The organism is Novosphingobium sp., assembly GCF_965229225.1.
GTDB lineage: Bacteria > Pseudomonadota > Alphaproteobacteria > Sphingomonadales > Sphingomonadaceae > Novosphingobium.
On sequence record NZ_OZ245867.1, the window covers coordinates 1,734,292 to 1,760,185 of the forward strand.

Consider the following 25,894-nt stretch of genomic DNA (forward strand, 5'->3'; position numbering starts at 1 on the left):
CTACAGCGCGTCCTTCTGCTATAAGGGCGGCATGGCCAGCATTTCCGCCATTTTTGATGATTTTGCGGGGCTCCCGGCAGCCGTCCGGCGGACGCAGATGGAACCGCTTCGGTTTTTCGCTCTGGACTGTGTCAACCGTGTCAACTTCCGCCGCCTTGCGCTTCGGTCCGCGCCGGAGCATAGGCGCGTCCGAGTCTCCCCCCAGCCGTCCGGAAAGGCCGTTCGCCCATGAAGATCCGCGTTCATGTCAGCCTCAAGAACGGCGTGCTCGATCCCCAGGGCCGCGCCATTCATCACGCGCTCGAAGGCCTCGGCTTCGAAGGCGTCAACGATGTGCGCGCCGGCCGCCTGATCGAAATGGACGTGGCCGACAGCACCACCGACACCGCGCTGGAAGACATGTGCCGCAAGCTCCTCGCCAACCAGGTGATCGAGAACTTCCGCATCGAGAAAGTGGCCTGACCATGGCTTTCACCGCCGCTGTCATCACCTTCCCCGGCTCCAACTGCGATCGTGACATGGCGGTAGCAATCGAGAAGATCACCGGCGGCACGGTCCACCGCGTGTGGCACGGCGATGCCGAACTGCCTGCGGGCCTCGATTTCATCGCGCTGCCCGGCGGCTTTTCCTACGGCGATTATCTGCGCTCGGGCGCAATGGCCGCGCGCTCGCCGGTGATGCAGGCGGTGGTCGCCGCCGCCCATCGCGGTGTCACCGTGCTCGGCGTGTGCAACGGTTTCCAGGTGCTCACCGAAGCCGGGCTGCTCCCCGGCGCGCTGATGCGCAACGCGGGCATCCGCTTCGTCTGCCGCGATGTGCCGCTGGTGGTGGAAAACAACCAGTCGCTGTTCACCGCGCGCTACACCGCTGGCCAGCGCATCACGATCCCCGTCGCGCACCACGATGGCAACTACTTCGCCGATGCCGAAACGCTGGACCGCCTCGAAGGCGAAGGCCGCGTCGCCTTCCGCTACGCCGAGCCCGTCAACGGCTCGCAGCGCGATATCGCGGGCGTCCTCAACGCCGCCGGCAACGTGCTCGGCATGATGCCCCACCCCGAACGCATGATCGAACCCGCGCAGGGCGGCAGCGATGGCCGCGCCTTGTTTGAAAGCGTGCTGGCAGGCCTCGGCGCCGCGGCCTGATCTCAGGCCTGCTGGCGGCGCCAGTCCATCGTATCGAACAGCGCGCCCGCGTCGCGCGCGGTCATCGGGCGGCCGAAGTAGTAGCCCTGGATTTTCTTGCAGCCAAGCAGGCGGATCTTGGCAAGTTCTTCCTCGGTCTCGACACCTTCGGCGGTCGTCGACATCTCGAGCGCGTCGGCCATCGCCACCACGGCGCGCACGATGGCGAGGCTCTCGGGATTGTCCTTCGCCGCGCCCTGCACGAAGCTACGGTCCACCTTGATCGTCGAGAAGCGCAGTTTCCGGAGGTACCCCAGCGAGGAGTAACCCGTCCCGAAATCATCGAGCGCCACGCCGCAGCCCAACGACATGATCCGCTCCAGCGTCTGCTGCGCCGCCGTCCCGTCGCGCACGAAGATGCTTTCGGTCACCTCGATCTCGAGCCGGTGCGGCGGCAGGCCGCTGGCGGCCAGCGCGGAGACCACCACTTCGGCAAAGCTCGGATCGAGCAGCTGCTCGCCCGAAACGTTGACTGCCACCTTGATCGGGTCCGGCCAGTTCATCGCCTCGAAGCACGCGGTGCGCAGCACCCATTCGCCGATCGGCACGATGAGCCGGGTGTCTTCGGCGAGCGGAATGAACTTGGCGGGACTGATCGGGCCATGGTCCGCCGAATGCCAGCGCAGCAGCGCCTCGAAGCTCACCGGCTCCTCGGTGATCGCGTCGACCACCGGCTGATAGGCCAGCGCAAATTCCCCGCGCTCCAGCGCGTGGCGCAGCGCAAACTCAAGCTTGCGCCGCTCCTCGGCATGCGCATGCAGCGAAGGCTCGTAATCGAAGTGCAGCCCGCCGCCCTCGTCCTTGGCGCGGTAGAGCGCGAGGTCGGCGTTGCGCATCAGCGTCTCGACCGTCGCGCCATCGCGCGGCCCGATCGCCGAGCCGACGCTCGCGCCGACATAGAGCGTATGGTGGTCGATCTCGTAAGGCTGCGAAAGCGCGGTGATGACCGCATAAGCCACTTCGCGGATCCGCGTCCCGTCGCCCGTATCGCGCACCACGATCGCGAACTCGTCGCCGCCAAGGCGCCCGCACAGCTCGTTCTCGCTCATCAGCGACTTCAGCCGGTCCGAAACCTTCGCGAGCAGCTGGTCGCCAACGAGGTGCCCAAGCGTATCGTTGACCGCCTTGAACCGGTCGAGGTCGATCATCATGAAACCGCAGCGCATCCGCCAGCGGTCCGCCTCGCACATCGCCTCGCCCAGCGTCTCGGTCAGCATCAGGCGATTGGGCAGGCCGGTCAGCGTGTCGTAGCGGGCGAGATAGGCGATCTTGTCGGCGCTCTCGCGCTGCTCGGTTACGTCCGAACCGACACCGCGGAAGCCGATGAAATTGCCGTTGTCGTTAAATCGCGGCGAAGCGGAGAGCTCCCACCAGCGGTTGTTGCCGTGCAGGGTCACGTGGACCAGCAGGTTCGAAAAGCTCTCGCGCCGCTTCAACCGTTCGGCCAGATCATGCAGCGAGGAATGGAAATGCCCGCTTTCCCATGCCGATCCGGCAATCAGCTGGATCAGCGGCTTGCCGTCGATGTCTTCGGGATCCTCACCCAGCGCGAAGGCAAAGCGGGGGCTCGCGGCACGGACCCGGCGGTTGGAATCGGTCTGCCACAGCCAGTCCGCCTCGCCTTCCTCGAACTCGCGCAGCAGCAGCGAGACGACCTCGCTCTTTTCCGCGACGCCCGCTTCGGCGACTTTGCCGGCGAGGAACATGCGCGCCGCCTCGAGGCTGCCGACCCAAAGGAAGATCACGAAGGTCACTGCCGCAGCCGCCGCCGTCACCTTGCCGAAGAAGACAAATACCACGACGCTCGCCGCGCCAAGGATCGCGTTGAACAGCACCGCGCCGAGCGGAACGGCAGCGAAAGCCAGCGCCGTGCCGGCCATCAGCATCGCCATGATCGTCCAGACCAGCAGCCGCTGCTCGGGCGAGGCGAAGGGCGACATGACGAGGATCGGCAAGACCCACACCAGGCCCGCCGCAACGGTGCACACGGTGTGGCGGTGAATTTCGTGCCGGGTCATCCGGCGGCGATCGGCATCCTCCAGCGTGCGGTCGAAGCTTGCGCCCCAGGCCAGCACCCCGGCGAGCGCCACAGCCCAGCCCAGCAGCACCGCAATCGGGATCGCCCCCCACAGCGCCTGAACGACGAGCATGGCCGCAAGCCCATGGGCGACCAGCCTGGGACGGGTTAGCCGGGCGAGACCGGAATACTGCAATCCGCGCAGTCGCCCCCAATCACCTTCCGCCGAATCGGAGAGGCCCAGCACGGCCATCGCCGGAAGTTCCCGCGGCAGGGCGGGCAAGGTTTGATCAGTGGTTCGCGTCACACTTCGCGGCTTAGTGGGGAAACCTTGCGCAATGGTAAGCGCGCGGAGCGCTCCGCTGCAGGCTCCGCCGTTCCGGCTGTTTTTCAGGCGCCTGAAACTACGGGCACAAGCCCGTTCCGTAACGAATGGCCTGGCACATTTTTTACCTTCTGGCTGCGGTACCTGCAGCTTGCACCTGCCGCTTTGCCTGGCACCGTGCTAGCGCCTGCAGGCCACCCTTAGCGCGAGTTTCGTCCCGACCATGAATGCCCCCCTCCTGATCCTCGATGGCGGCACCGGCCGCGAACTTGCCCGCAGCGGAGCGCCTTTTCGTCAGCCCGAATGGTCGGCGCTCGCACTGATCGAGGGGCCGCAGTTCGTCAGCGCCGTCCACCGTGCTTATGTAGCGGCCGGAGCGGACGTGATCACGACCAATTCCTATGCCATCGTCCCCTTCCATATCGGCGAGCAACGCTTTGCCGAGCAGGGCGCCGCGCTCACGGCCCTCGCCGGACAGCTGGCGCGCGAAGTCGCTGATTCAGCACAAGAGTCCACGGGACGAAAGGTGCATGTCGCGGGATCGCTGCCGCCCATCTGCGGGTCCTACCGCCCCGATCTCGTCGATCTCGACCGTGCCCGCCCGGTGCTCGAAGTCCTCGTCGCAGCGCTCGCGCCCAGCATCGACCACTGGCTTGCGGAGACCCTGTCCTCGCTCGTCGAAGCGCGGCTGGCCGCCTCGCTCACCGCGCCCACGGCCAAGCCGCTGTGGCTCTCGTTCACGCTGGAGGATGGGCAGCCGACCGCCGAGCCGGTCTTGCGCTCAGGTGAGAGCGTGGCCGAAGCCGCCCGCCTTGCGCAGGAGATCGGCGCGGCGGCGCTGCTGTTCAATTGCAGCCAGCCCGAAGTGATGGAAGCCGCCGTGCGCGCCGCGCATGCAGAGCTGGGGCCTGACAGCCCCATCCGCATCGGCGTCTATGCCAATGCCTTCCCGCCCATGGCCGCCGATGCCGAAGCCAACAGCGGCCTTACGCCCATCCGCGAGGACCTGACGCCGGACGGTTATGGCCGCTTCGCCGCGGCGTGGCACGCAGCCGGCGCCTCGATTCTCGGGGGGTGCTGCGGGATCGGGCCGGAGCACATCGCAGCGTTGCGGGCGAGCGCGGGCGAGGCCTGACCGGCGGTCAGTTCGCGCCCGGCGCAGGCTCGGGCCGCCGTTGCCACAAGGTCAGCCCGTCCCCCAGGATCAGGTATTCCCCGACCGGCGTGTAGTGGGCGCGAGCCTCATTCATCACCGTCGGTGCCGTGAACGAGGTCGCGTAGATGCTCAGGTCGGACCGCGTCAGGATGAACATCGGGCGCTTTGCAAGGAACTCGGCGACGATCTGCTCCTGCGGCCACCCCACCGCGCCGTGCTCCATGTATTCAGCGCTGTGGAACGGGAAGGGATACCTTGCAATCGGGCGCGTGTCCGTGGACGCATAGGCCGCCGTCGGCCCGGAAAAGACATAAAGCGTGCGGCTCGGGCCGCCCGCCTTGATCCGCTCGACCATGGCGTGGAACTGCGCCACATCAGTGCGACCGGCAGCGATGTTCTGCGGAAAGTTACCCACGACGACAAGCGCCCCGACCAGCACCGCCGCACCAAACCAGCCAGCGCGCTGGCGCAGATCGTAGAACGGCGCCGCCAGCAGCACGGCGAACGGGGCAAGGAAGGCGTAGTAGTAGGCCAGCACATTGCTCGGAAAGTAGATCGAGGCGAGCGCCCCCACCGTCATCACCACGACGAGGGCACTGGCCCGGCGCGGATAGGTCTGGCCAAGCCGGAACCTTGCCCAGACCCCGGCTGCGATCATCAGCAGGAACGGCGCGATCACCGTCAGGGTCTTGGGATGAAACCGTCCGATGCTCGTCTTGCGTTCGAAGATCGAGACGAAGTTGGCGTAGATGAAGTCATCCCAATGGCCCGCAGCCGCATACCACGCGCCGATCGCGATCGTGGGCGCAAGGCCCGCCAGCGCATAGAGGCAAGCCCGCCGCAACACCGGCAGCACCGCGCGGAGCCGGCGATAGTCCTCCACCAGCACGAACGCGGCAAACACCGCACAGAACGGCGCGGCGGTATACTTGATCTGGAGCGCGAACCCGCCCAGCAGCATGGCCAGCATCATCGCCCGCAGCGAACCCGGATAGACCATCGCAAGGTACATCATGCCCATGCAGAACGGCGTGAACAGCAGCTCGCTCTGCGCGCCGCGGCATCCGAACACGGTCATCGCAAGGAGGTAGAGCAGCGCTGCGACCCAGCCAGTGCGGCGGTCGGCCAGCACTGCCGTCATGCGATAGGCGAGCCAGGCCCCGATGCAGGCAAACAGGTTGGCCATGGCGAGATAGGCGAAGGCCCCGCGCCCGAGCAGCGCATGCGCGCCCTCATACAGCAGGAACAGGCCGACCGGCTTGCGATCCCAGATGTCGACATAGGGCACCTGCCCATCGAGCATGGCAGTGGCGACGTAGGAATAGAACTGCTCGTCGTGATCGACGACCGGATTGTCCATCCACCAGATGCGGATCAGCAGCGAGGACGCGGCGATGAACAGCAGGACCGGCAGTTCGCGAACGAAAGGGCCGGCCCTCGTGGTCATTCGACGGTGACCGACTTCGCCAGATTGCGCGGCTGGTCCACATCGGTCCCCTTCGCCACGGCCACGTGATAGGCCAGCAGCTGCACCGGCACGGCATAGACCAGCGGCGCGATCAGCGGGTGGACGCGCGGCATCTCGATCGTGGCGAGGCAGCCCTCGCCCGCTTCCTCGATCCCCGCCGCATCCGAAATCAGCACGACCTTGCCGCCGCGCGCGCGCACTTCCTGCATGTTGCTCACGGTCTTCTCGAACAACGGCCCCGAAGGCGCGAGCACGATCACCGGCACGGCCTCGTCGATCAGCGCGATCGGCCCGTGCTTCATTTCGCCCGAGGCATAGCCTTCGGCATGGATGTAGCTGATTTCCTTAAGCTTCAGCGCGCCTTCCAGCGCCAGCGGATAGTCCGGCCCGCGGCCCAGATAGAGCACGTCGCGCGCCGGGGCGATGAGGTGGGCCATGGCCGCGATCTCGTCGTCATGGCTGAGCGCGGCGTTCAGAGCAGCGGGCGTCTCGGCCAGCTGGTTGACGATATCGGCTTCTTCCTCGCGCGTCAGCCGCCCGCGCTTGACCGCCAGATGCGCAGCCAGCGCGGCCAGAACGGCCAGCTGGCAGGTAAACGCCTTGGTCGAGGCGACGCCGATTTCCGGCCCGGCGTGGGTCGGCAGCAGCAGGTCCGCCTCGCGGGCCATCGAACTGGTCGGCACGTTGACTACCACTGCGATGGTCTGCCCTTCCGCCTTGCAATGGCGCAGCGCGGCCAGCGTGTCCGCCGTCTCGCCGCTCTGCGAGATAAATAGGGACAGTCCCCCTTTTTCGAGCACGGGATCGCGGTAGCGGAACTCGCTCGCCACATCGATATCGACCGGCAGGCGCGCAAACTGCTCGAACCAGTACTTCGCGACCATCCCCGCATAGAAGCTCGTTCCGCAGGCGACGATGGTCACGCGGCTGATGCTCGAAAGGTCGAAATCGATCTGCGGCAGCGCCACGGTCTGGTCGATCCGGCGCAAGTAGCTGCGCAGGGTCTGCGCCACCACGGTCGGCTGTTCGAAGATTTCCTTCTGCATGAAGTGGCGAAACTCGCCCTTCTCGATCGCCGCCGCTGTCGCGCCCGAAGCCACGATAGGCCGCGTCACGAGGTTGTTGTTCACGTCGTAGATCGTCGCGCCCTCACGCGTGATCACCACCCAGTCGCCCTCTTCCAGATAGGTGATCCGCTGGGTCAGCGGAGCCAGCGCCAGCGCATCGGACCCCAGATAGGTCTCGCCCTCGCCATAGCCCACCACCAGCGGCGAGCCGAGCCGCGCGCCGATCAGCATGTCGTCGTGCAGGCGGAAGGCAATCGCCAGCGCAAAAGCGCCGCGCAGCGTGGGCAGCACGGCCTTCACCGCGTCCTGCGGCGAATGGCCGGCCTCGACCTGTTCCGAAACGAGGTGCGCGACGACTTCGGTGTCGGTCTCGCTCTCGAACTTGCGACCGCGCGCGATCAGGGCATCGCGCAGCGGCTTGAAGTTTTCGATGATCCCGTTGTGTACCAGCGCCACTTCGTCCGTCGCGTGCGGGTGGGCGTTGCTGGTCGTCGGCGCGCCGTGGGTGGCCCAGCGGGTGTGGGCAATGCCGATGTGGCCTGCGGCCGGATGGCGGGCCAGTTCGAGAACGAGGTTGTTCAGCTTGCCCTCGGCCCGGCGGCGCACCAGCTGGCCATCGGCGACAAGGCAGATACCCGCGCTGTCATAGCCCCGGTATTCCATGCGGCGCAGGCCATCGACCAGCCGGTCCGCGACCTGTTCCTTGCCGACAATTCCGATAATTCCGCACATGGGGAGGTGCCTTCGTCTAGAGAGTATAGGGGACGCGGATGCCGGGCATCTCGGCCGGGAAATCCTTGGTGTTGCGGGTGACAAGGACGCGGCCGCGGGTGAGTGCGGTGGCAAGGATGATCGCGTCCGGCGATTTCAAACGCGGCCGTTCGCGCCGCAAGGCTGCTGCGCGCGACGCGATCTCCACATCGATTTCGTCAATCGCGAACCGGTCAAGGAATGCTTCGGTCTCGCGCAGGGTCTGGCCTTCGCCTTTCGAGAGAATCTCCACCCAGGCCAAGCGGCTGAGCCACAGCCGCCGTCCCGCCGAGGCCGCGCGCTTGAGCTCGGCCCGCGCGCGATCATAGCCGAGCAGTGCATCGATCACGATGTTGGCATCGAACGCATAGTCACTCACGCGGCGTCATCTTCCGGCGAGGCTGCAGCATGGCGCATGGCGAGATAGACAGCGCGCTGGCGATCGTCTTCGGCATCGAACAGGTCCGGAAACTCCGCCTTGGTCGCCTCGTAGTCGTCATCCCAGGGGCGCGTCCACGATGCTCGCTCGCGCCGCTGCCATTCGACGGAATCGCCGATATCGGTGCGATCCTTCCACAGACCGAAACCCAGATCGATCCAGTCCGTGCCCGGAGACGCGGCCTGCGCCTTGTAGGTAGCCACCGCATCGCGCAGCACCGAGGCGCGCGACTTTCCCTGCTCGGCCGCGCGGGCATCGAGCCAACGGATGTCTTCATCAGGCAGGTCGGCAAGGATGCGCGTCATAGTGATATTGCGATATCATATCATGATATCATGTCAAGCGGATTGGTCGGGGCTTGTCTCCGCCCCGATCCCCTATAGTCTTCAGACGTAAACAAGTCGGTACAGCCGATGCGGGAAGGGGAACCCACGATGGCCGCTACGTCCACCCTCAAGGTCTATCACCTGCCCGGGGCTTGGGGCCTGCCCACCGTCAGCCCGTTCTGCCTCAAGCTCGACGCATGGCTGCGCATGACCGGCATCCCGCACGAGAGCATGACTGCAGCCACGCCCTTTGCTGGCCCCAAGGGCAAGGCCCCGTGGATCGAACTCGATGGCCAGAAACTGGGCGATTCGACCTTCATCATCGCGCACCTTGCCGAGCGGTTCGGTGTCAATCCCGATGCCCACCTGACCCCCGCCCTGCGCGGCACGGCGGTGGCGATCCAGCGGCTGATCGACGAAAATCTCTACTGGACGATGGTCCATGATCGCTGGATGAACGAGGCCAACTGGCGCCAGTTCCGCGATGTCGTGCTCGGCGGCCTCGCCGTGCCGCTACGCCGCGTGCTCGGCCCCATCGCCCGGCGCGGAGTGAAGAAGCAGCTTGAAGGCCACGGCATGGGCATCCACAGCGCTGCGGAAATCGCCGCCATCGGCCGCCGCGACGTCAATGCGCTTTCCGATATCCTCGGCGCGTCGGACTGGTTCTTCGGCGCCGAGCCCAGCTCGACCGACGCGGTGGTCTACGCCCAGCTCGTCAACATCTGGCGCGCCCCGTTCGAAAGCGAGGTCCGCCGCGCCATCGGCCAGACGCCGAACCTCGTCGCCTTCATCGACCGGTTTGCGGCGCGGTACTACTAGCGGTTCTCGCGCCACCAGCGGAAGGTGAACACCGCCGCGCCCGGTCCGTCACGGCCCAGTTCGGCGAGCTTATCCAGCGCTTCAGCCACGCTCGGGATATGCCCTTCGGGAACTTCCCACAGCGCCAACGAAGGCTCCATCGGATCGAACCATTCGGCCCGCCGCGCCAGAACGCTGCGGTGATCGGCCTGGCGATAGGCAAAGGCCTCCAGCGAGGGCACATCACGCCAGACCGAGAGGTTGACGATGAAATCGGCATCCCCCGCCACGGCCTCGATCGCGGTGGCATCGTTGGCATCGCCCTCACCCACCAGCCGCCAGATAAAGCCATCCGCCACATCGGCCTGCGCGTTAACGTGATCGAGCGCGTCCATGAAGGGCTGGTTGGCGGGATCGGCCTTCGGGCGGCGGAAGCGGGCAACATTGAGCTGGGCGATAGGCACGATCAGAGCTCCTGCCGGAAATAGACCACCCGCTCGGTCTCGGCAAAACCGGCGGCGAGATGGAAGGCATGGCTTTCGGTGTCGTCATGCCAGGTATCGGAAGCGAATTCGCGGCACCCCTGTGCCCGGCCCCAGTCCGCCACGGCCGCAACCAGCCGTCGCGCGAGGCCCTGCCGCCTCGCTTCCGGCGCGACGCAGATGCCTTCGAGGAACAGCACCGGGGAATCCTCGCAGCCGTTCACGTACTCGTGGCGGATCGACGCTTCGGCAAAGCCGACGACTGCTGCGCCATCGAGCGCAACCAGATTGAGGAACCGCTCCGGCTCGGCCAGTTGTTCCTCGGCTTCTGCGCAGTGCTCCGCTTGCGAAGACTCATCCCACAGCAAGTGCCGCAGCGTGGCCCAGCCTTCGAGATGCTCCTCGGCTGCCGGGACTACGGTGATCATTTGCGCCCCCTCTACTTCCGCTCCGCCTTCTTGCGCTTCATCGCGTCGTGGAAGCGGTCGGCCCAGCCGGGCTTGACCAGTTGTTCGGCGCGGACCAGCCGCAATTCGCCGTCAGCCACGTCGCGGCTCACCGCACTGCCCGCCGCCACGATGGCGTCCGCCCCGATCTTCACCGGCGCGATCAGCGCGGAGTTCGATCCGATGAAGGCACGCTCGCCGATAACGGTGCGATACTTGAAGTAGCCATCATAATTGCAGGTGATCGTGCCCGCACCGATGTTCGCGCCTGCGCCCACATCGGCATCGCCCAGATAGGTCAGGTGATTGGCCTTGGCGCCGGCATGGAGCACCGCGTTCTTCACTTCGACGAAATTGCCGACGCGCGCCTTTTCTTCCAGCACCGCGCCGGGGCGCAGCCGCGCGAAGGGCCCAACTGAAACACCGCTTTCCAGCCGCGCGCCTTCGATATGGCAGAAAGCGTGGATCACCACGCCGTCCGCCACTGTCACGCCCGGGCCGAACACCACGTTCTGTTCCACCGTCACATCGCGGCCAAGCACGGTATCCCACGAAAACCACACCGTCTCGGGCGCGACGAGGCTGGCGCCATCGGCCATCGCCTGCAACCGCCGCTTCTTCTGCCAGCGTCCTTCCGCCTCGGCGAGTTCGGCGCGGCTGTTGATCCCCGCCACTTCGTCCGGATCGTCCGTCACCACCACCGCGCACACCCGCCCGTCGGAATTGGCCACGTTGACGATATCGGTGAGGTAGTATTCGCCTTGCGCGTTGTCGTTGCCCACGCGCGCCAGCAGCGCAAAGAGCTCCTCCCCGCGCACCGCCATCAGGCCAGAATTGCACAGGCGGCAGGCGCGCTCCTCGGCGCTCGCATCCTTGTGCTCGACCATCTTGGTGACGACGCCGTTCTCGGCGATCACCCGGCCATATTGCAGCGCATCCTCAGGCTCGAAGGCCAGCACCACGACTGCCGGATTGTCCGGCCCATGCAGCCGTTCCAGCATCGCCCGCATCGTTTCCGTGCGCACGAACGGCACATCGCCATAGAGGATCAGCACATCCCCCGCGAACCCGGCAAGCGCGCTCTCCGCCTGCTGGACGGCATGGCCGGTGCCGAGCTGTGGATCCTGCACCGCCAGCTCCGCGCTGTCGCCCAGCGCCGCCGCCAGCTGTTCGCGCCCCGCGCCGACCACCACGACCTTGCGCGCCGGGTCCAGCGCATCGGCGCTCGCAAGCAGGTGCATCAGCATGGGCCGCCCGGCGATCGGGTGCAGCACCTTGTGCAGGTCGCTTTTCATGCGGGTGCCCTTGCCGGCGGCGAGGACAACAAGAGCCAATGGGTGTTCAGGCGGGGAGGAGGCGTCAGTCATGCGCGTTCCTTGCCAGCATTTGCTTGCAGTTTCCAGAACGCGCCGCCACGGAGCGCGGCATGACGGATTTTCCCTTCCAGATCGTCGGCTTCGACCTCGATGGCACGCTGCTCGATACGGCTTACGACATCGGTCATGCGCTCAACCATGCGCTTGCCCATGTCGGCCGCCCGCTCGTCCCGCTGGACGAGGCACGGCGCTACATCGGCGGCGGCAGCGCACAGCTTCTGCACAACGCGCTCACCGTCAGCGGCGGGCTGGATGGCATCGATTTTCCCGCGTTGCAGGAGCGGCTCCTTGCCTTCTACGCCGATAACATCGCCCGCCACACCGCGCTGTTCCCCGGCGGCGAGGCCATGCTGGAAGCGTTGGCCGCACGCGGCGTCCACCTCGCCATTGCCACCAACAAGCGCGAAGACCTTGCCCGCCGCCTGTTCGACGAGCTTGGCCTCACCTCCCGCTTCGCCACAATCATCGGCGGCGATACGCTCGGCCCCGGCCGCGCCAAGCCTGCGCCCGACATGCTCCATGAAATGGTCGCTCGCTGCGGTGGTGGCCGCGCCGCCTTTGTCGGCGATACCACCTTCGATGTGGGCGCGGCACGCGCCGCCAATCTGCCCGTCGTCGCGGTCCGCTTCGGCTTCAACGATCTGCCCGCCGATGAACTCGGCGCGGACGCGGTGATTGACCATTTCGACGAATTGGTCCCGACACTGACGCGGATTGCGCTCAAAAAATAGGGACAGTCCCCATTTTTAAATTATATTTTAGTAGATTACCTCCTGCTTACCTCTGAATTAAAATAGGGACTGTCCCTATTTTTTGGCTGCCGCCTCGAACCTCGCGATAGAAAAAGGTGGGGCGCGAGCAGAATATCTGCGCGGCCCCTGCGCCTTGCCATCCGCGCGCGGCAGCGCCACTCTTGGGGCAAGCAAAACTTCCCGCAAGGAGATCCCGATGTCCGAAGAATACGTGCCGCCCAAAGTCTGGACCTGGAACAAGGAGAACGGCGGCGCCTTTGCCGGCGTCAACCGCCCCACTGCCGGTGCGCAGAAGGAAGTGGAGTTGCCGGTCGGCGAGCACCCCTTCCAACTCTACTCGCTCGGCACGCCCAATGGCCAGAAGGTCACGATCCTGCTCGAGGAATTGCTCGAGCTTGGCATTACGGCTGCGGAATATGATGCCTGGCTGATCAAGATCTTCGAAGGCGACCAGTTCGGCAGCGGCTTTACCGATCTCAATCCCAATTCCAAGATTCCCGCGATGCTCGACAAGAGCGGCCCCGAACCCTTCCGCCTGTTCGAATCGGGCGCGATGCTGGTCCACCTTGCCGAAAAGTTCGGCCACTTCCTGCCCAAGGAAGGCCCCGCCCGCGCCGAAGTGCTCTCGTGGCTGTTCTGGCAGGTCGGCTCGGCCCCGTTCATGGGCGGCGGCTTCGGCCACTTCTACGCCTATGCCCCGTTCAAGATCGAATATGCGATCGATCGCTATGCGATGGAAACCAAGCGCCTGTTCGATGTCGCCAACAACCAGCTCAAGAAAACCCGTTTCCTCGCCGGTGATGAATACACCATCGCCGATATCGCCACCCATCCCTGGCTCGGCAATATCTATCGCGGCGATGCTTATGGCGATGCGGCGACCTTCCTTTCGATGCACGAATACGAAGCAGTCGGCCGCTGGGTTGCCGAGATCGACGCCCGCCCCGCGGTGAAGCGCGGCAAGCTGGTCAATCGCCCCAATGGCCTGCCCGAACGCCACAGCGCCGCCGATTTCGCGTCGCTGCCGGAAGGGACGCTCTGACGGTCCGGCGGATGGGGCGAAATCCTGCCCCATCCGCCCCTTTTCATTCATGAACGCGCCGCTATAAGCGCGCCTTCCCGCTGGGGCGTCGCCAAGTGGTAAGGCACCGGTTTTTGGTACCGGCATTCGGAGGTTCGAATCCTCCCGCCCCAGCCAGCTTCCTGTCGAGACGGGGCTGGGCAGGCTGCCACCGCAGCGCTAGCGTGGAGCGCGATGACCGATCTTCGCCTCAATCCCATCTACGCCGAAATGCCCGTTACCGTGTTCGAGCACATGTCGGGCCTTGCCCGCAGCCTCGGCGCGATCAATCTGGGCCAGGGCTTTCCCGATACGCCGCCGCCCGCCGCGCTCACCACTGCCGCGATGCGCGCGATGGAAACCCGCTCGCAGCAGTACCCGCCGAGCATGGGCGTGCCCGAACTGCGCGATGCGGTCGCCGGATTCTACGCGCGGACCCAGGGCCTTGCCCTTGCGCGCGAGCAAATCGTCGTCACTTCGGGCGCGACCGAAGCGATTGCCGCCGCGATCCTTGCCGTCGTCGGGGCAGGCGATGAAGTGCTCCTCTTCTCGCCCGCCTACGATGCCTATGCCCCACTGGTCCGCCGTGCTGGCGGTGTGCCGGTGTTCGTGCCGCTAAGCCCGCCGGGCTGGCATTATGACGAAGCCGCGATCCGCGCTGCGATAAGCCCGCGCACCCGCGCCCTGATCCTCAATGATCCGCTCAATCCCACCGGCTCGGTCGCGAGCGGGGAGGAACTCGCCCTCCTCGCCCGGATCGCCTGCGAGCACGATCTCGTCGCCATCTGCGACGAAGTGTGGGAAGCCGTGCGCTTCGATGGCCGTGCGCACCAATCGCTGCTGGCCGAGCCCGGCATGGCGCAGCGCACGATCAAGATCGGCTCGGCCGGGAAGATCTTCGGCGCGACGGGCTGGAAGGTCGGCTGGATGGTCGGCGATGCCGCGCTCGCCGCAGTGCTGGGCAAGGCGCACCAGTTCCTCACCTTCACCACCCCGCCGATGCTGCAATGGGCCGCCGCCGAAGGCCTCGCCGATCCCGCGATCACCGGGGCGCTCCATGCCGAATGGTCCGCCTCGCGCGCCGTCCTCATCGAAGGCCTGAAGCGCGCGGGCTTTGCCGTGCTCGCTAGCAAGGCCACCTGGTTCGCCTGCATCGACCTGCCCGCCAGCGGTATCGCGCTTGACGACCGCACTTTCAGCGAACGCGCGGTGCGCGAGGCGGGGGTCGCCTCGATCCCGCTCTCCGCGCTCTGGGAAGGGGAAGGTGGCCCCACCACCATCGTGCGCCTGTGCCACTGCAAGCCGCCTGCGATGCTGGAGGATGCCATTGCGCGCCTCAGCCGCTGGCGCGAAAGTCTTTAGGCGGCAAGTCCCGCCAGCCACTCCGCGATCATCGCCCGCCCGGCGGCAACTGCGCCCGGCCCATGCGCCGCATGATCTGTGCGCAGTTCGTTCGGGCACTTCCCGGCGGCAGTCAGGTAATCCATGTCCTGCGCGATCCAGTCCTCGAAGCGCTCGTCCTCGCCCATCTCGGCATGGAACTGCAGTGCCAGCACGTTGCGCCCCTTGCGGAACGCCTGATGCGGATAGAGCGGACTCGAAGCCAGCAGCTCCGCTCCATCGGGCAGGGTGAACGTATCGCCGTGCCAATGCAGCACCGGCACCTCCGCCAGATGGCGCAGCGGCCCCTCGCGGTCGCGGATCGTCACCGGCGCGAATCCGATTTCCTTGACCGGCCCGGCATAGACATCTGCCCCCAGCGCCGCCGCGATCATCTGCGATCCGAAGCAAACGCCCAGCGTCGGCCGGTCCGCCGCCAGCCGCCGCGCCAGCAGCTTCAATTGGCAGGTAATCCACGGATGCGCCTCGCGCTCGTAGACACCCATCGGCCCGCCCATCATCACCACCAGATCGGGCGAGACGAGGTCCAGCGCGTGAAAATCGTGGTCGATTACATCCACCCGGTTGATCACGTAGCCCGCCGCCTCGATCGGCGCGCGGAAGCCGGCAACGCCTTCACGCGGTACATGGCGGATGATCAGCGCGGTCTTCATCGATGCGGCTCCCGAGTCGGAAGTTTATTTCTACTAAAACGATAGACTAAAGCCAACGAGAGGATTTTGCGGCGATGAAAGCCCAGCTTGGGGTCAGCGCAGAAAGCCCTTCGCTACGGCCTTGCGAAGCGATAGCGTTCGGCGTCATCCAAGGAGCCCGATGTGCGCAAGCCTTTCACGAACCGCGTTGCCCTTACCCTACTGCTGTCCCTATCTGTGGCAGCCCCCGCCACCGCGCAGACACCGCAGGCGCAAGCGCCCGCCGTACCGGCCCAAAGCGAAACCGGCCGGCTCTATGCCTTCCTCGATCAGGCCTTCGCCGAGCAGCTGCGGCAACAACCCCAGCTCGCCACCTACCTCGGCGACAAGGTGGGCAAGGATCAGTTGGACGACATCAGCGATGCGGCCGCGCTGCAACGCCTCGAATGGCGCCGGGCCAGCGTGACGCAGATGAAGGCGCAGTTTGACCGCAGCAAGCTTACGGCGGAAGGACAGACCAACTACGACATCTGGGCGCTTGAGCTCGAGCGCGCCGAACTGGCCTATCGCTTCCGCACCTATACGCCGCCGTTCTATTCCTTCCTCTATTCGCTCCATTCGCAATTGCCCGATTTCCTGGTCAACACGCACTTGGTCAAGGATGCAGACGACATGCGCGCCTATGCCGCGCGGCTGCGCGCCATTCCGGCGGTGCTGGACGAGGCGATCCGACGGAGCCGCGCGGCCGATGCCGCCGGCGTCCGGGCGCCGCGCTTCCAGATCGAGCGGGTGATTTCCGGCAGCGGTGCGATCATCTCCGGCGCCCCGTTCGGCGCGGGCGAGGATTCGCCGCTGTGGGCCGATGCGCAGGCCAAGCTTCAGAAGTTGCAGGCCAGCGGCAAGGTCACCCCGGCAGAGGCGAATACCTTGCTGGCCGATACGCGCGCCGCCTTGCTGACGATCCGGCCCGCCTATGAACGGGTGATCGCCTGGGCAAAGGAAGACCTGCCAACCGCACCCTCCGGCCGGGTCGGCGCGGTTTCGCTGCCCGGCGGTGCCGATTGGTACGCCGCCGCGCTCAGGCTCAACACCACCACCGATCTCACGCCCGCGCAGATCCATCAGATCGGTCTTGCCGAGGTCACGCGGATCGAGGGCGAGCAGGACAAGCTCGCGCAGGCCGGCGGGTTCAAGGATCGTTTTGCGTTCTACGCCGAGCTGGCGCGCAAGAACCCGCCCCAGCCATGGACCGACGCACTGCGCGCTGATTATCTGCAGAAGGCCAATGCCGCGATCGCGCACAACCGCACGCTGCTGCCCAAATTCTTCGGCACCCTGCCGACACGGGCCATGGAAGTGGTGCGCGAACCCTCGTTCAGCGAAGTGACCGGCGGGGCAGCGCATGCGGCCGGGCCCAGCGCCGATGGTTCGCGCCCGGGCCGCGTCTATGTCCACCTGCTCGGCCAGACCAGCGATCCCTCACCCGATGCGATCATCGACCTGATGTGCCACGAAGGTGTGCCGGGCCACGTCATGCAGGGCGATATCCAGATCGGCCAGACTGCGGGGCCGCGCTTCCGCCAGGCCACCCGCTATGTCGCGTTCGGCGAAGGCTGGGGCCTCTATGCGGAAGCGCTGTGCAAGGAAATGGGCGCCTATCCCGACGTTGCCAGCGATTTCATGCGGCTCGATGCCGAGGTGTTTCGCGCGGCGCGGCTGGTGGTCGATACCGGTATCCATGCGCTTGGCTGGGACGAGGAGAAGGCGGTCGCCTACATGATCGAAAGCGGCCGGGCCACGCCCGATCAGGCCCGGTCCGAAGTGCGCCGCTACATCACGCTCCCGGGGCAGGCGACCGGCTACAAGATCGGCATGCTCAAGATCATGGAACTGCGCCGCAAGGCCGAGCACGACCTGGGCGCGAAGTTCGACATCCGCTCGTTCCATGATCTGCTGATCGGATCGGGCAGCATGCCGCTTTCGATTCTGGAAACCAAGGTCGATGCCTGGATCGCCGCGCGGCGCTGACCGGCACGACACGACACAACACGACACGACACAGGCAAAAAGGCCCGCCGCGCGATATGTCGCACGGCGGGCCAGCTTTCCTCCCCAGGAAAGTATCGTGTGGGGCGCGGGGGCGAATTACCGGCCCATTGCGCTCCCGAGCCGGTGGTAGAGGTGCGAGAACTTCACCGATTCCGGCTGGTCCTCGATCACCTTGAGGTAATGCAGCACTGCCTCGCGGATCAGCTTGAAGTCTTCGGTGGAAAGGACCGCACGGGCCCGGGTCGGTTCAGCCATTGTCCTGCTCCTCTGCTCGGTGCTTACGCTGCGAACTGGTTCATCGTGTTGTGTGCGCCGCCCGCTTTGAGCGCGGCCTCGCCGGCGAAGTATTCCTTGTGATCATCGCCAAGGTCAGACCCGGCCATGTTCTGATGCTTCACGCAGGCGATGCCCTGGCGGATCTCCTCGCGCTGGACGTTCTTGACGTAGCCCAGCATGCCCGCATCGCCGAAGTATTCGCGCGCCAGATTGTCGGTGCTGAGCGCCGCAGTGTGGTAGGTCGGCAGCGTGATGAGGTGATGGAAGATCCCCGCTTCCCGCGCCGAATCGCGCTGGAAGGTGCGGATGCGCTCGTCGGCCTCGTCCGCCAGCGCGGTGCCGTCGTAGTCCACGCTCATCAGCTTCGCCCGATCATAGGCGCTGGTGTCCTTGCCTTCCGCATTCCAGGCATCGAACACCTGCTGGCGGAAGTTCAGCGTCCAGTTGAAGCTGGGGCTGTTGTTGTAGACGAGCTTGGCGTTCGGGATCACTTCGCGGATGCGGCGCACCATGCCGCCGATCTGGCCGATGTGGGGCTTCTCGGTCTCGATCCAGAGCAGGTCCGCGCCGTTCTGCAAGGATGCGATGCAATCGAGCACGCAGCGGTCCTCACCCGTGCCGGGGCGGAACTGGAAGAGGTTCGAAGGCAGGCGCTTGGGACGCATCAGCTTGCCATCGCGGGCGATCAGCACATCGCCGTGGCCAAGATTGGCCGCATCGACTTCCTCGCAATCGAGGAACGCGTTGTACTGGTCCGCCAGGTCGCCCGGCTCCTTCACGAACGCGATCTGCTTGGTGAGGCCAGCGCCCAAGCTGTCGGTGCGCGCCACGATGACGCCGTCATCAACGCCCAGTTCCATGAATGCGTAGCGGACAGCGCGGATCTTCGCGAGGAAGTCCTCATGCGGCACGGTCACCTTGCCGTCCTGATGGCCGCACTGCTTTTCGTCCGAGACCTGGTTCTCGATCTGGATGCAGCAGGCGCCCGCTTCGATGAACTTCTTGGCGAGAAGGTAGGTCGCCTCGGCATTGCCGAAGCCCGCGTCGATATCCGCGATGATCGGCACCACGTGGGTCTGGTACTCGTCGATCTTGTGCAGCAGGCGGTGCGTGTTGACCGCGTCCCCCGCAGCCTTCGCCGCATCGAGTTCGCGGAACAGCATGCCCAGCTCACGCGCATCAGCCTGGCGCAGGAACGTGTAGAGCTCCTCGATCAGCGCCGGAACGCTGGTCTTCTCGTGCATCGACTGGTCAGGCAGCGGGCCGAACTCGCTGCGCAGCGCGGCGACCATCCAGCCCGAAAGGTAGAGGTAGCGGCCCTTTGTCGTGCCGAAGTGCTTTTTGATGGAGATCATCTTCTGCTGGCCGATGAACCCGTGCCAGCAGCCGAGCGACTGCGTGTACTTGGCCGGATCGGCGTCATAGGCGGCCATATCGGCGCGCATGATCTTGGCGGTGTAGCGCGCGATGTCGAGCCCGGTCTGGAAGCGGTTCTGCAGACGCATGCGCGCCACCGAAGCGGCGTCGATCCCGTCCCAGGGCTTGCCGAAGGGCGCGATCGCCTTGGCGGCTTCGTTGATGGTCTGGGAATAGGTCATGGGTCTCGCTTCCTGTCTGGGGTAGGCTTGATGCACCCCGGCTAGACCCGCGAACGCACCCGCGAAACCCGCAGCGCAGTCATGTTGTCAAACTTTACAGAATATGCTTGTAAAGTTGTACAGGCTTCACAGGACTGCCCGAACCCATGGAATCGCGCCCGCTCTACCTTGGCCCCCGCTTGAAGCGCTTGCGCCGTGAACTTGGCCTCACGCAGGCGGTCATGGCCGACGATCTCGCGATCTCACCGAGCTATATCGCGCTGCTCGAACGCAACCAGCGCCCGCTCACCGCCGATCTCCTGCTGCGTCTCGCCAAGGCCTACAAGCTCGATGTCAGCGAGCTCGCGGCGGACGAGCGCGACGACTACGCCCGCCGCCTTGCCGACGTGCTGAAGGATCCGATCTTCGCCGAGATCGATTTGCCCGCACTCGAAGTGGCGGACGTCGCCACGAGCTATCCCGGCGTGACCGAGGCCATGCTGCGCCTCCACACGGCCTACATGCGCGAACAGCAGGCGCTGGCCGGGCTTCGCGGCGGCGCGGGCAGCGATGTGGCCAATCCGCTCGCCGAAGCGCGCCGATTCGTCGCCCAGCGCCGCAACTACTTCCCCGCGCTCGACAGCAAGGCCGAGGCCCTTTCGGAGGAGATCGAAAAGCTCGGCGGCCTGCAGGAAGGCGGGCTCGCCGAATATCTGCGCGGACAGGGCCTGCGCGTGCGCCTCATGCCGGCAGAGATCATGATGGACGCGCTGCGCCGCTATGACCGCCACGCCGAACAGCTGCTGATCGACGAGACGCTGAGCCCGCAGGCGCGCCGCTGGCAGATCGCGCTCCACATCGCCTATACCGCGCTGCGCAGCGAGATCGCCGCCCTCGTGCGCGGTGCCAGCTTCTCGAGCGAAACCGCCGCGCAGCTCGTCCGCCGCGCGCTCGCCGCCTATGGCGCGGCCGCGCTGATCATGCCCTACGACCGCTTCGCCCGCGCGGTGGAAGCGCGCGCCTACGATATCGAGGCGCTGTCCGGCCAATTCGGCGCGAGCTTCGAGCAGGTCGCCCACCGCCTCACCACGCTCAATCGCCCCGGGCAGGAGCGCGTGCCGTTCTTCTTCATCCGCGTTGATGCGGCTGGCAACGTTTCAAAGCGGCTGGACGGCGCCGGCTTCCCCTTCGCAGCGCACGGCGGCGGCTGCCCGCTGTGGAGCCTGCACGATTGCTTCCGGCGCCCGGGCGAAGTGCTCACCCAGTGGCTCGAACTCCCCGGCGGCGAGCGCTTCTTCAGCGTCGCGCGCTCTGTCACCTCGGGCGGCGGCGGCCATGGCAAGCCCGCCGTGCTGCGCGCGATTGCGCTGGGCTGCACCGCCGAACACGCGGCAAGGCTAATCTACGCCCGCGGCGAACAGCCCGCCCCCACGCCCATTGGCGTCACCTGCCGCCTCTGCAATCGCGCCACCTGCACCGCCCGCGCCGAACCGCCCTTGGGCCGCGAGATTCTCCCGGACGACTACCGCAAGACGCCCGAGCCGTTCACCTTTGCGGAAAGCTGAACGCATTTCCAGCACGGTCCATTGCACAAAACCCGATTGACCCCGCCCATTTGCATCCCGAATGTGCCCGCAAAGGGACAATCCGGGGGCCGAATACATGATCACACGTCGCACACTCATGGCTGGCCTCACCGCCGCAACCACGCTCGCCATGCTCCCCCGCTGGGTTTATGCAGCCGCGCCCGCCGAAGGCGTCGATCCCGCGCTTGTCACCTTCATCAAGGGCCTGCCCAAGACCGAATACCACGTGCACCTCGAAGGCACGCTAGAGGCCGAGATGAAGTTTGCCCTCGCCAAGCGCAACGGCCTGAACCTCCCGTTCGCCGACGTCGCGGCGATGAAGGCGAGCTACCAGTACCACGACCTGCCTAGCTTCCTCGCGATCTACTACGACGGCATGAAAGTGCTGCTGAAGGAGCCGGATTTCTACGATCTCGCCTACGCCTACCTCGCCAAGGCCGCCTCGCAGAACGTGATCTACACCGAAATGTTCTTCGATCCGCAGGAGCACCTGAAGCGCGGCGTGGCGATGGAAGCCGTGATCATGGGCATCACCCGCGCCCGCCGCGACGCCGAGGCGAAGCTCGGCATCCGCTCGCAGCTCATCCTGTGTTTCGTGCGCGATCTTTCAGCGGAAAGCGCCATGGCCGCGCTCGATGCCGCGCTGCCCTTCAAGCAGCACCTCGTCGGCGTCGGGCTCGATTCGGATGAAGCGGGCCACCCGCCCGAAAAGTTCGCCGCCCACTTCGCCAAGGCCCGCGCCAACGGCCTCCACGTCACGGCCCACTGCGATGTCGATCAGGTCGACACCTTGAAGAACATCCGCACCGCGCTCGTGGACCTCAAGGTCGACCGGATCGACCACGGCGGAAATATCGTGCAGTCGCCCGAACTCGTCGCCATCGCCAAACAGCGGGGGATGTATTTCACCGTCTGCCCCACCTTCTCCGGCACCCTGCGGCGCGGCATCGCCCAGCCGGTCGATGTGGTGCGTTCGATGCTGGACGCCGGCCTCAAGGTCACGATCTCGTCAGACGACCCCGCCTACATGGCGAGCGAATACATCAACGAGGTGCTGCTGCGCGCCGTCTCCCGCAGCAACCTCACCCGCGCCGATCTCGCCGGAATCGCCCGCAACGGTTTTGAAGCCGCATGGCTGCCAGCGGCTGACAAGGCCGCGCTGATCGCAAAGCTGGAAGCTTATCTCGCGAGTGCCGCCTAGCTGGCTCCATTCCCAAAACCGCTCATGCTGAGCCTGTCGAAGCATCACGCACAACAGTTGCGCCAGCACCCTTCGACAAGCTCAGGGTGAGCGGGGTTGGGAAAGGTCTCTTCACGAAGTTGAGCCCACTTTCCCGTCCAACCTTCTCGCCACCGGCATGGCCGCAGCAATCGCCAGCGCGCAGATCACGCCGCCGACCGGGCCGATCAGCGTATAAGCGCCAAAGCCCTGCGCCATTGCGCCTGCCGCCAGCGAGCCGAGGCTCTGCGAAAGCAGCCACGTCCCCGTGGTCATCACCGCCAGCCGCTCTCCGGCGGGCTGCGCATAGGCAAGCCGCAGCAGCAGCGGATAGGTCAGGAACCAGCTCACCATGAACGCGACGAAGGCCGCACCAAACGCCGCCTCGCTCCCCACCGTGGTCAGCAAGCCGCACATCAAGGCGCACATGCCCAGCGCCGCCGCCAGCGGCCAGGCGCGCGGCAAGCGGCCGATCACCATGGCCAGCCCGGCATTGCCCACCGCACTCGCGAGCACCGCCGCGCTCTGATAAAGCCCGAACTGCGTCGCCGGGATGCCGATGGCGTGCGCGGTCCGCTCGATGAAGGGCCAGATCGCCAGCGAGCCAAACGCGAACAGCGCCATCGCCGCCAGCACGCGCCATCCTTCCGCGCCGATGGGCGCCGCCGCTTGCGCGTGTTCCTCGACTGCACCCTTGCCCCCCGGCAGCAGCAGTGCGCACAGGCCAAACAGCACGGAAATCCCCGCCAGCCCAAGGAACATCCCGTTCGCGCCATAGTCGCGCCCGACCAGCGGCACCACAATCGCGATCCCGCTATAGAGCAAGGTCTGCACCGCGATCCCCAGCGAGATCCACCGCGCCGGATTGCCCGTGCGCCCCGCCGCCAGATTGAGCGCGCTGTTCATCAGGCCAAAGCCCAGCCCCGTGCCGATCCGCCCGGCGAGCAAGAGCGGATAGGCCCCTGTCAGCGCCGATCCTGCCTGCGCCGCAATCACCACCACGCTCGCGATCATCGCCAGCACCCGCGCATCGAGCCCGCGCGCGCGCGGCGCGACAAGAAACATCGCGGCAGCATAGCTCAGCGTCTCGGCCATGTTCCACGCGCCCATCGCAAAGGGTGTGAAACCGAACCGGTCCATCAGTCCGCCGACCAGATAAGTGGTGAAGTTATTGCCGATATGCGCCGCCGCGGTTGCCGCGCCAATGCCGATCAAGGTGGGGACAAAGGGAACGTTGTCCTTCGCCGCGGTTCTTGCGCTGCCTTGCGTTTTATCCATCGCCCGCAGGGGTGGCATGCTGCGCAGCAAGTGGCAATGAGGGCAACGCTTGTTTTACAGTTGTCCAACCAAACGATACGCCATACGCTGCAGCATCATGACATTCTCCTGCTTAGACCTGATCCATGGCCGGCGCCCCGCGTCGTTCCGCTATGGCAAGGTGCAGGATTGGCGCCCGCCGCCACGCAAGGGCTGATCAACATCGTCAGCTGACCCTTGCTCCATGACGGGACGTTTCCATGAAAATCTCAGCCCTTGAGGTGCGGGCGGATGCCCTCCTCGCTACGTGGTCCCGCTCGGGCCGCGTGACTTATCCCACGCTCTGGCTTCGCGACAATTGCCCCAGCGCCTTCCACCCGCAGACCGAGGAACGCGTGCTCGATCTGCTGACGCTCGATCCCGAGCCGGTCCTGCTGGATGCCGAGCGCGCGGGCGACGAAGTGATCCTGCACTTCGCCGATGGCCATGTCAGCCGCGTGCCCATGGCCCTGCTCTTCGAGCATCGTCCCGGCTGCGCCACAAAGGACCCCGCCGCGATTGTGCCCCGGCTCTGGCGCGCGGATCTCACCCCGGCCAGCGTGCCGCGCTATGCTGCGGCCCAGCTGCTCGAGAATGATGGCGCATTGCGCGCGTGGATGCAGGATACCGCCGCCGTCGGTCTTTCGATCGTCGATGGCCTCGACGACCGGATCGACGCGGGCGTGGAGATTGCCTGCAAGATCGGTTTCCTGCGCGAAACCAACTTCGGCATGACCTTCGAGGTCGTCAGCAAGCCCGATCCCAACAACCTTGCCTATACCGCCGTCACCCTGCCGCTGCACACCGATCTGCCCAATCAGGAAGTGCCACCGGGCTTCCAGTTCCTCCACTGCCTCGCCAACGAGGCCGAGGGCGGCGGCTCGCTCTTTGCCGATGGCTTTGCCCTGGCCGAGGATCTGCGCGCGAAGGATCCGGAGGCTTTCCGCCTGCTCAGCGAAATCGCCATCCCCTTCCGCTTCCACGATGCAGACGCCGATATCCGCACCCACGCCCCGGTGATCACGCTGAATGCCACTGGGGACCGCGCGGGTGCCATCAGCGAAATCCGCTGGAACGCGCATATCGCCGCCACGTTCGATATGCCGGCGGACGTCATGCCCGCCTACTACCGCGCCTACCGCGCCTTCATGGCGATGACGCGCGACCCCGCCTACCGGCTCACCTTCAAGCTCAAGGCGGGCGAGATGATCGTGTTCGACAACCGCCGCGTGCTGCACGGGCGCGAGGCATTCAACCCGGCAACCGGCTTCCGCCATCTCCACGGCTGCTACGTCGATCGCGGCGAATTCAACTCGCGGCTGCGGCTGCTGGCGCGCAAGACGCACTGATCGAGCGGCCTGCCGTTCGAATTCCTCATATACAGCGTCCGCAAGGGCGCAGTATCGTGAGGATTCAAGACCGCCGGCGAGGGCTGAGACGGTCACTGGAAGAGGAGAACAGCGCATGTCTGCCACGCGCCCCGTCGCGCTCATCATCGGCATGGGGCCCGGTCTTTCCGCCGCGCTTGCCCAGCGCTTTGCCGCCGGTGGCTATGCGATCGCGGGCTTGGCGCGCAGTCCCGAAAAATCCGCTGCGCTCGCAGCCGCCATGGCAGAACAGGGCCAAAAACTCGATCTGCGCGCGGTTGATGCCGGTGATTTCACCGCCCTCGGTTCCACCGTCCACGCTGTCGAGGCCGAGCTGGGGCCGATCGAAGTGCTGATCTACAATGCCTACAGCGCCACGCCTGCGGTCCCCTCGCAGATCCCGCTCGATGGCTTGGTGGCGGACTTCCGTGTCAACGTCGGCGGTGCGCTGGCGGCGGTGCAGGCGGTGCTTCCGGCCATGCAGGCGCGCGGGAAGGGCACGGTGCTGTTCACCGGCGGCGGCCTCGCGCTCGATCCCACCGGCTGGCTCCCGGCCGCCTCGCTCGCCATCGGCAAGGCCGGGATCCGCAACCTTGCCCAGGCGCTGCACAAGGAACTGGAAGGCTCGGCGATCCGCGTCGGCACGGTCACCGTCACCGGCCAGATCCTCCCCGGCACACCGCTTGCGCCCGAAACGATCGCCGGGCATTTCTGGGATCTTCACACCATGCCCGCCCCCGCCCCGGTGGAAGTGATCTTGTGAGACGCTGCGGTTGCTTGGCCGTAATTGTCTGTTAGACTTGGAGTAATGGAACCATATTGGTGTAGAATAGGTCTGCCGGTAC

24 protein-coding genes and 1 tRNA gene are annotated in these 25,894 nt (G+C 65.9%); 13 read left to right on the forward strand and 12 right to left on the reverse strand.

Annotation, left to right across the window (positions count from 1 at the left end; all coding sequences use genetic code 11):
* The first annotated feature begins 228 nt into the window (after positions 1-228).
* Both purS and purQ read left to right on the forward strand, forming a co-directional pair.
* Positions 229-462, forward strand: coding sequence for a phosphoribosylformylglycinamidine synthase subunit PurS (gene purS, locus ACO06X_RS07810; RefSeq protein ID WP_421839364.1), 234 nt, complete (start codon positions 229-231; stop codon positions 460-462).
* Between the two features lie 2 nt (positions 463-464).
* The gene (gene purQ, locus ACO06X_RS07815; protein WP_421839365.1) at positions 465-1,145 is read left to right on the forward strand and encodes a phosphoribosylformylglycinamidine synthase subunit PurQ; all 681 of its coding nucleotides are present in this window, start codon (positions 465-467) and stop codon (positions 1,143-1,145) included.
* A gap of 2 nt (positions 1,146-1,147) precedes the next feature.
* Here the strand turns inward: purQ and ACO06X_RS07820 are convergent, their stop codons facing one another.
* Complete coding sequence (locus tag ACO06X_RS07820; RefSeq protein ID WP_421839872.1) at positions 1,148-3,454, reverse strand: putative bifunctional diguanylate cyclase/phosphodiesterase; 2,307 nt, start codon at positions 3,452-3,454, stop codon at positions 1,148-1,150.
* Between the two features lie 295 nt (positions 3,455-3,749).
* Between ACO06X_RS07820 and ACO06X_RS07825 the strand changes: the two genes are divergently transcribed.
* On the forward strand, positions 3,750-4,661 hold the full coding sequence (locus ACO06X_RS07825) for a homocysteine S-methyltransferase family protein (protein ID WP_421839366.1): 912 nt from the start codon (positions 3,750-3,752) through the stop codon (positions 4,659-4,661).
* A 7-nt stretch (positions 4,662-4,668) separates the two neighbouring features.
* Here the strand turns inward: ACO06X_RS07825 and ACO06X_RS07830 are convergent, their stop codons facing one another.
* Genes ACO06X_RS07830 through ACO06X_RS07845 form a run of 4 tightly spaced genes read right to left on the reverse strand, consistent with a single transcriptional unit; the run spans position 4,669 to position 8,711 of the window.
* Positions 4,669-6,129, reverse strand: a complete 1,461-nt coding sequence (locus ACO06X_RS07830) for an ArnT family glycosyltransferase (RefSeq protein ID WP_421839367.1) — start codon at positions 6,127-6,129, stop codon at positions 4,669-4,671.
* The gene (gene glmS, locus ACO06X_RS07835; protein ID WP_421839368.1) at positions 6,126-7,949 is read right to left on the reverse strand and encodes a glutamine--fructose-6-phosphate transaminase (isomerizing); all 1,824 of its coding nucleotides are present in this window, start codon (positions 7,947-7,949) and stop codon (positions 6,126-6,128) included. Before glmS ends, ACO06X_RS07830 begins: the two co-directional genes overlap by 4 nt.
* Positions 7,950-7,965: 16 nt before the next feature.
* Complete coding sequence (locus ACO06X_RS07840) at positions 7,966-8,346, reverse strand: PIN domain-containing protein (protein WP_421839369.1); 381 nt, start codon at positions 8,344-8,346, stop codon at positions 7,966-7,968.
* Positions 8,343-8,711: a ribbon-helix-helix protein, CopG family gene (locus ACO06X_RS07845; RefSeq protein ID WP_421839370.1), complete on the reverse strand. Its 369-nt coding sequence runs from the start codon at positions 8,709-8,711 to the stop codon at positions 8,343-8,345. Before ACO06X_RS07845 ends, ACO06X_RS07840 begins: the two co-directional genes overlap by 4 nt.
* Positions 8,712-8,840: 129 nt before the next feature.
* On the opposite strand from ACO06X_RS07845, the gene ACO06X_RS07850 reads away from it, so the two are divergent.
* Positions 8,841-9,551 carry a glutathione S-transferase family protein gene (locus tag ACO06X_RS07850; RefSeq protein WP_421839371.1) on the forward strand — a complete coding sequence of 237 codons (711 nt, stop codon included), beginning with the start codon at positions 8,841-8,843 and terminating at the stop codon, positions 9,549-9,551.
* Here the strand turns inward: ACO06X_RS07850 and ACO06X_RS07855 are convergent.
* From ACO06X_RS07855 to glmU, 3 genes are read right to left on the reverse strand one after another with little or no spacing between them, the layout of a single operon-like run.
* Positions 9,548-9,994 carry a DUF3291 domain-containing protein gene (locus tag ACO06X_RS07855; RefSeq protein ID WP_421839372.1) on the reverse strand — a complete coding sequence of 149 codons (447 nt, stop codon included), beginning with the start codon at positions 9,992-9,994 and terminating at the stop codon, positions 9,548-9,550. The genes ACO06X_RS07850 and ACO06X_RS07855 overlap by 4 nt on opposite strands.
* Positions 9,995-9,996: 2 nt before the next feature.
* Entirely contained in the window at positions 9,997-10,440 is a 444-nt protein-coding gene (gene aac(6') / locus ACO06X_RS07860) for an aminoglycoside 6'-N-acetyltransferase (RefSeq protein WP_421839373.1), read from the reverse strand.
* A gap of 11 nt (positions 10,441-10,451) precedes the next feature.
* Complete coding sequence (gene glmU, locus ACO06X_RS07865) at positions 10,452-11,825, reverse strand: bifunctional UDP-N-acetylglucosamine diphosphorylase/glucosamine-1-phosphate N-acetyltransferase GlmU (protein ID WP_421839374.1); 1,374 nt, start codon at positions 11,823-11,825, stop codon at positions 10,452-10,454.
* A 59-nt stretch (positions 11,826-11,884) separates the two neighbouring features.
* Here glmU and ACO06X_RS07870 point away from each other — a divergent pair, with 59 nt between their 5' ends.
* From ACO06X_RS07870 to ACO06X_RS07885, 4 genes are all read left to right on the forward strand, one after another.
* A complete protein-coding gene (locus ACO06X_RS07870) occupies positions 11,885-12,565 on the forward strand; it encodes an HAD-IA family hydrolase (protein WP_421839375.1) in 681 nt (226 codons plus the stop codon).
* Positions 12,566-12,782: 217 nt separating this feature from the next.
* Entirely contained in the window at positions 12,783-13,628 is an 846-nt protein-coding gene (yghU, locus tag ACO06X_RS07875) for a glutathione-dependent disulfide-bond oxidoreductase (protein ID WP_421839376.1), read from the forward strand.
* 81 nt (positions 13,629-13,709) lie between these two features.
* Positions 13,710-13,784 (forward strand) — tRNA-Gln (locus ACO06X_RS07880).
* Between the two features lie 57 nt (positions 13,785-13,841).
* Positions 13,842-15,008, forward strand: a complete 1,167-nt coding sequence (locus tag ACO06X_RS07885) for an aminotransferase (RefSeq protein WP_421839377.1) — start codon at positions 13,842-13,844, stop codon at positions 15,006-15,008.
* On the opposite strand, the gene ACO06X_RS07890 is transcribed toward ACO06X_RS07885, so the two are convergent.
* Positions 15,005-15,700 (reverse strand): glutamine amidotransferase, encoded by a 696-nt coding sequence (locus tag ACO06X_RS07890; RefSeq protein ID WP_421839378.1) that lies wholly within the window; start codon positions 15,698-15,700, stop codon positions 15,005-15,007. The genes ACO06X_RS07885 and ACO06X_RS07890 overlap by 4 nt on opposite strands.
* Before the next feature lie 216 nt (positions 15,701-15,916).
* Between ACO06X_RS07890 and ACO06X_RS07895 the strand changes: the two genes are divergently transcribed.
* A complete protein-coding gene (locus ACO06X_RS07895; protein ID WP_421839379.1) occupies positions 15,917-17,707 on the forward strand; it encodes a DUF885 domain-containing protein in 1,791 nt (596 codons plus the stop codon).
* Positions 17,708-17,824: 117 nt separating this feature from the next.
* Here ACO06X_RS07895 and ACO06X_RS07900 read toward each other — a convergent pair whose 3' ends face one another.
* Positions 17,825-17,983 carry a hypothetical protein gene (locus tag ACO06X_RS07900; protein WP_169793754.1) on the reverse strand — a complete coding sequence of 53 codons (159 nt, stop codon included), beginning with the start codon at positions 17,981-17,983 and terminating at the stop codon, positions 17,825-17,827.
* 23 nt (positions 17,984-18,006) lie between these two features.
* On the reverse strand, positions 18,007-19,602 hold the full coding sequence (locus ACO06X_RS07905) for an isocitrate lyase (RefSeq protein WP_421839380.1): 1,596 nt from the start codon (positions 19,600-19,602) through the stop codon (positions 18,007-18,009).
* 146 nt (positions 19,603-19,748) lie between these two features.
* On the opposite strand from ACO06X_RS07905, the gene ACO06X_RS07910 reads away from it, so the two are divergent.
* Positions 19,749-21,146, forward strand: coding sequence for a helix-turn-helix domain-containing protein (locus tag ACO06X_RS07910; RefSeq protein WP_421839381.1), 1,398 nt, complete (start codon positions 19,749-19,751; stop codon positions 21,144-21,146).
* A 97-nt stretch (positions 21,147-21,243) separates the two neighbouring features.
* Positions 21,244-22,368 (forward strand): adenosine deaminase, encoded by a 1,125-nt coding sequence (gene add, locus ACO06X_RS07915; protein WP_421839382.1) that lies wholly within the window; start codon positions 21,244-21,246, stop codon positions 22,366-22,368.
* A gap of 111 nt (positions 22,369-22,479) precedes the next feature.
* On the opposite strand, the gene ACO06X_RS07920 is transcribed toward add, so the two are convergent.
* The gene (locus ACO06X_RS07920; protein WP_421839383.1) at positions 22,480-23,664 is read right to left on the reverse strand and encodes an MFS transporter; all 1,185 of its coding nucleotides are present in this window, start codon (positions 23,662-23,664) and stop codon (positions 22,480-22,482) included.
* A 239-nt stretch (positions 23,665-23,903) separates the two neighbouring features.
* On the opposite strand from ACO06X_RS07920, the gene ACO06X_RS07925 reads away from it, so the two are divergent.
* Complete coding sequence (locus ACO06X_RS07925; RefSeq protein ID WP_421839384.1) at positions 23,904-25,031, forward strand: TauD/TfdA family dioxygenase; 1,128 nt, start codon at positions 23,904-23,906, stop codon at positions 25,029-25,031.
* A gap of 115 nt (positions 25,032-25,146) precedes the next feature.
* Entirely contained in the window at positions 25,147-25,812 is a 666-nt protein-coding gene (locus tag ACO06X_RS07930) for an SDR family NAD(P)-dependent oxidoreductase (RefSeq protein ID WP_421839385.1), read from the forward strand.
* The last annotated feature ends 82 nt before the right edge of the window (positions 25,813-25,894 follow it).

What these genes read in the sequence shown, in the direction of transcription:
- purS (WP_421839364.1), top strand. Translation starts at nt 229, where the DNA reads ATGAAGATCCGCGTTCATGTCAGCCTCAAGAACGGCGTGCTCGATCCC.
- purQ (WP_421839365.1), top strand. Translation starts at nt 465, where the DNA reads ATGGCTTTCACCGCCGCTGTCATCACCTTCCCCGGCTCCAACTGCGAT.
- ACO06X_RS07820 (WP_421839872.1), bottom strand. Translation starts at nt 3,454, where the DNA reads ATGGCCGTGCTGGGCCTCTCCGATTCGGCGGAAGGTGATTGGGGGCGA.
- ACO06X_RS07825 (WP_421839366.1), top strand. Translation starts at nt 3,750, where the DNA reads ATGAATGCCCCCCTCCTGATCCTCGATGGCGGCACCGGCCGCGAACTT.
- ACO06X_RS07830 (WP_421839367.1), bottom strand. Translation starts at nt 6,129, where the DNA reads ATGACCACGAGGGCCGGCCCTTTCGTTCGCGAACTGCCGGTCCTGCTG.
- glmS (WP_421839368.1), bottom strand. Translation starts at nt 7,949, where the DNA reads ATGTGCGGAATTATCGGAATTGTCGGCAAGGAACAGGTCGCGGACCGG.
- ACO06X_RS07845 (WP_421839370.1), bottom strand. Translation starts at nt 8,711, where the DNA reads ATGACGCGCATCCTTGCCGACCTGCCTGATGAAGACATCCGTTGGCTC.
- ACO06X_RS07850 (WP_421839371.1), top strand. Translation starts at nt 8,841, where the DNA reads ATGGCCGCTACGTCCACCCTCAAGGTCTATCACCTGCCCGGGGCTTGG.
- glmU (WP_421839374.1), bottom strand. Translation starts at nt 11,825, where the DNA reads ATGACTGACGCCTCCTCCCCGCCTGAACACCCATTGGCTCTTGTTGTC.
- ACO06X_RS07870 (WP_421839375.1), top strand. Translation starts at nt 11,885, where the DNA reads ATGACGGATTTTCCCTTCCAGATCGTCGGCTTCGACCTCGATGGCACG.
- yghU (WP_421839376.1), top strand. Translation starts at nt 12,783, where the DNA reads ATGTCCGAAGAATACGTGCCGCCCAAAGTCTGGACCTGGAACAAGGAG.
- ACO06X_RS07885 (WP_421839377.1), top strand. Translation starts at nt 13,842, where the DNA reads ATGACCGATCTTCGCCTCAATCCCATCTACGCCGAAATGCCCGTTACC.
- ACO06X_RS07890 (WP_421839378.1), bottom strand. Translation starts at nt 15,700, where the DNA reads ATGAAGACCGCGCTGATCATCCGCCATGTACCGCGTGAAGGCGTTGCC.
- ACO06X_RS07900 (WP_169793754.1), bottom strand. Translation starts at nt 17,983, where the DNA reads ATGGCTGAACCGACCCGGGCCCGTGCGGTCCTTTCCACCGAAGACTTC.
- ACO06X_RS07905 (WP_421839380.1), bottom strand. Translation starts at nt 19,602, where the DNA reads ATGACCTATTCCCAGACCATCAACGAAGCCGCCAAGGCGATCGCGCCC.
- ACO06X_RS07910 (WP_421839381.1), top strand. Translation starts at nt 19,749, where the DNA reads ATGGAATCGCGCCCGCTCTACCTTGGCCCCCGCTTGAAGCGCTTGCGC.
- add (WP_421839382.1), top strand. Translation starts at nt 21,244, where the DNA reads ATGATCACACGTCGCACACTCATGGCTGGCCTCACCGCCGCAACCACG.
- ACO06X_RS07920 (WP_421839383.1), bottom strand. Translation starts at nt 23,664, where the DNA reads ATGGATAAAACGCAAGGCAGCGCAAGAACCGCGGCGAAGGACAACGTT.
- ACO06X_RS07925 (WP_421839384.1), top strand. Translation starts at nt 23,904, where the DNA reads ATGAAAATCTCAGCCCTTGAGGTGCGGGCGGATGCCCTCCTCGCTACG.
- ACO06X_RS07930 (WP_421839385.1), top strand. Translation starts at nt 25,147, where the DNA reads ATGTCTGCCACGCGCCCCGTCGCGCTCATCATCGGCATGGGGCCCGGT.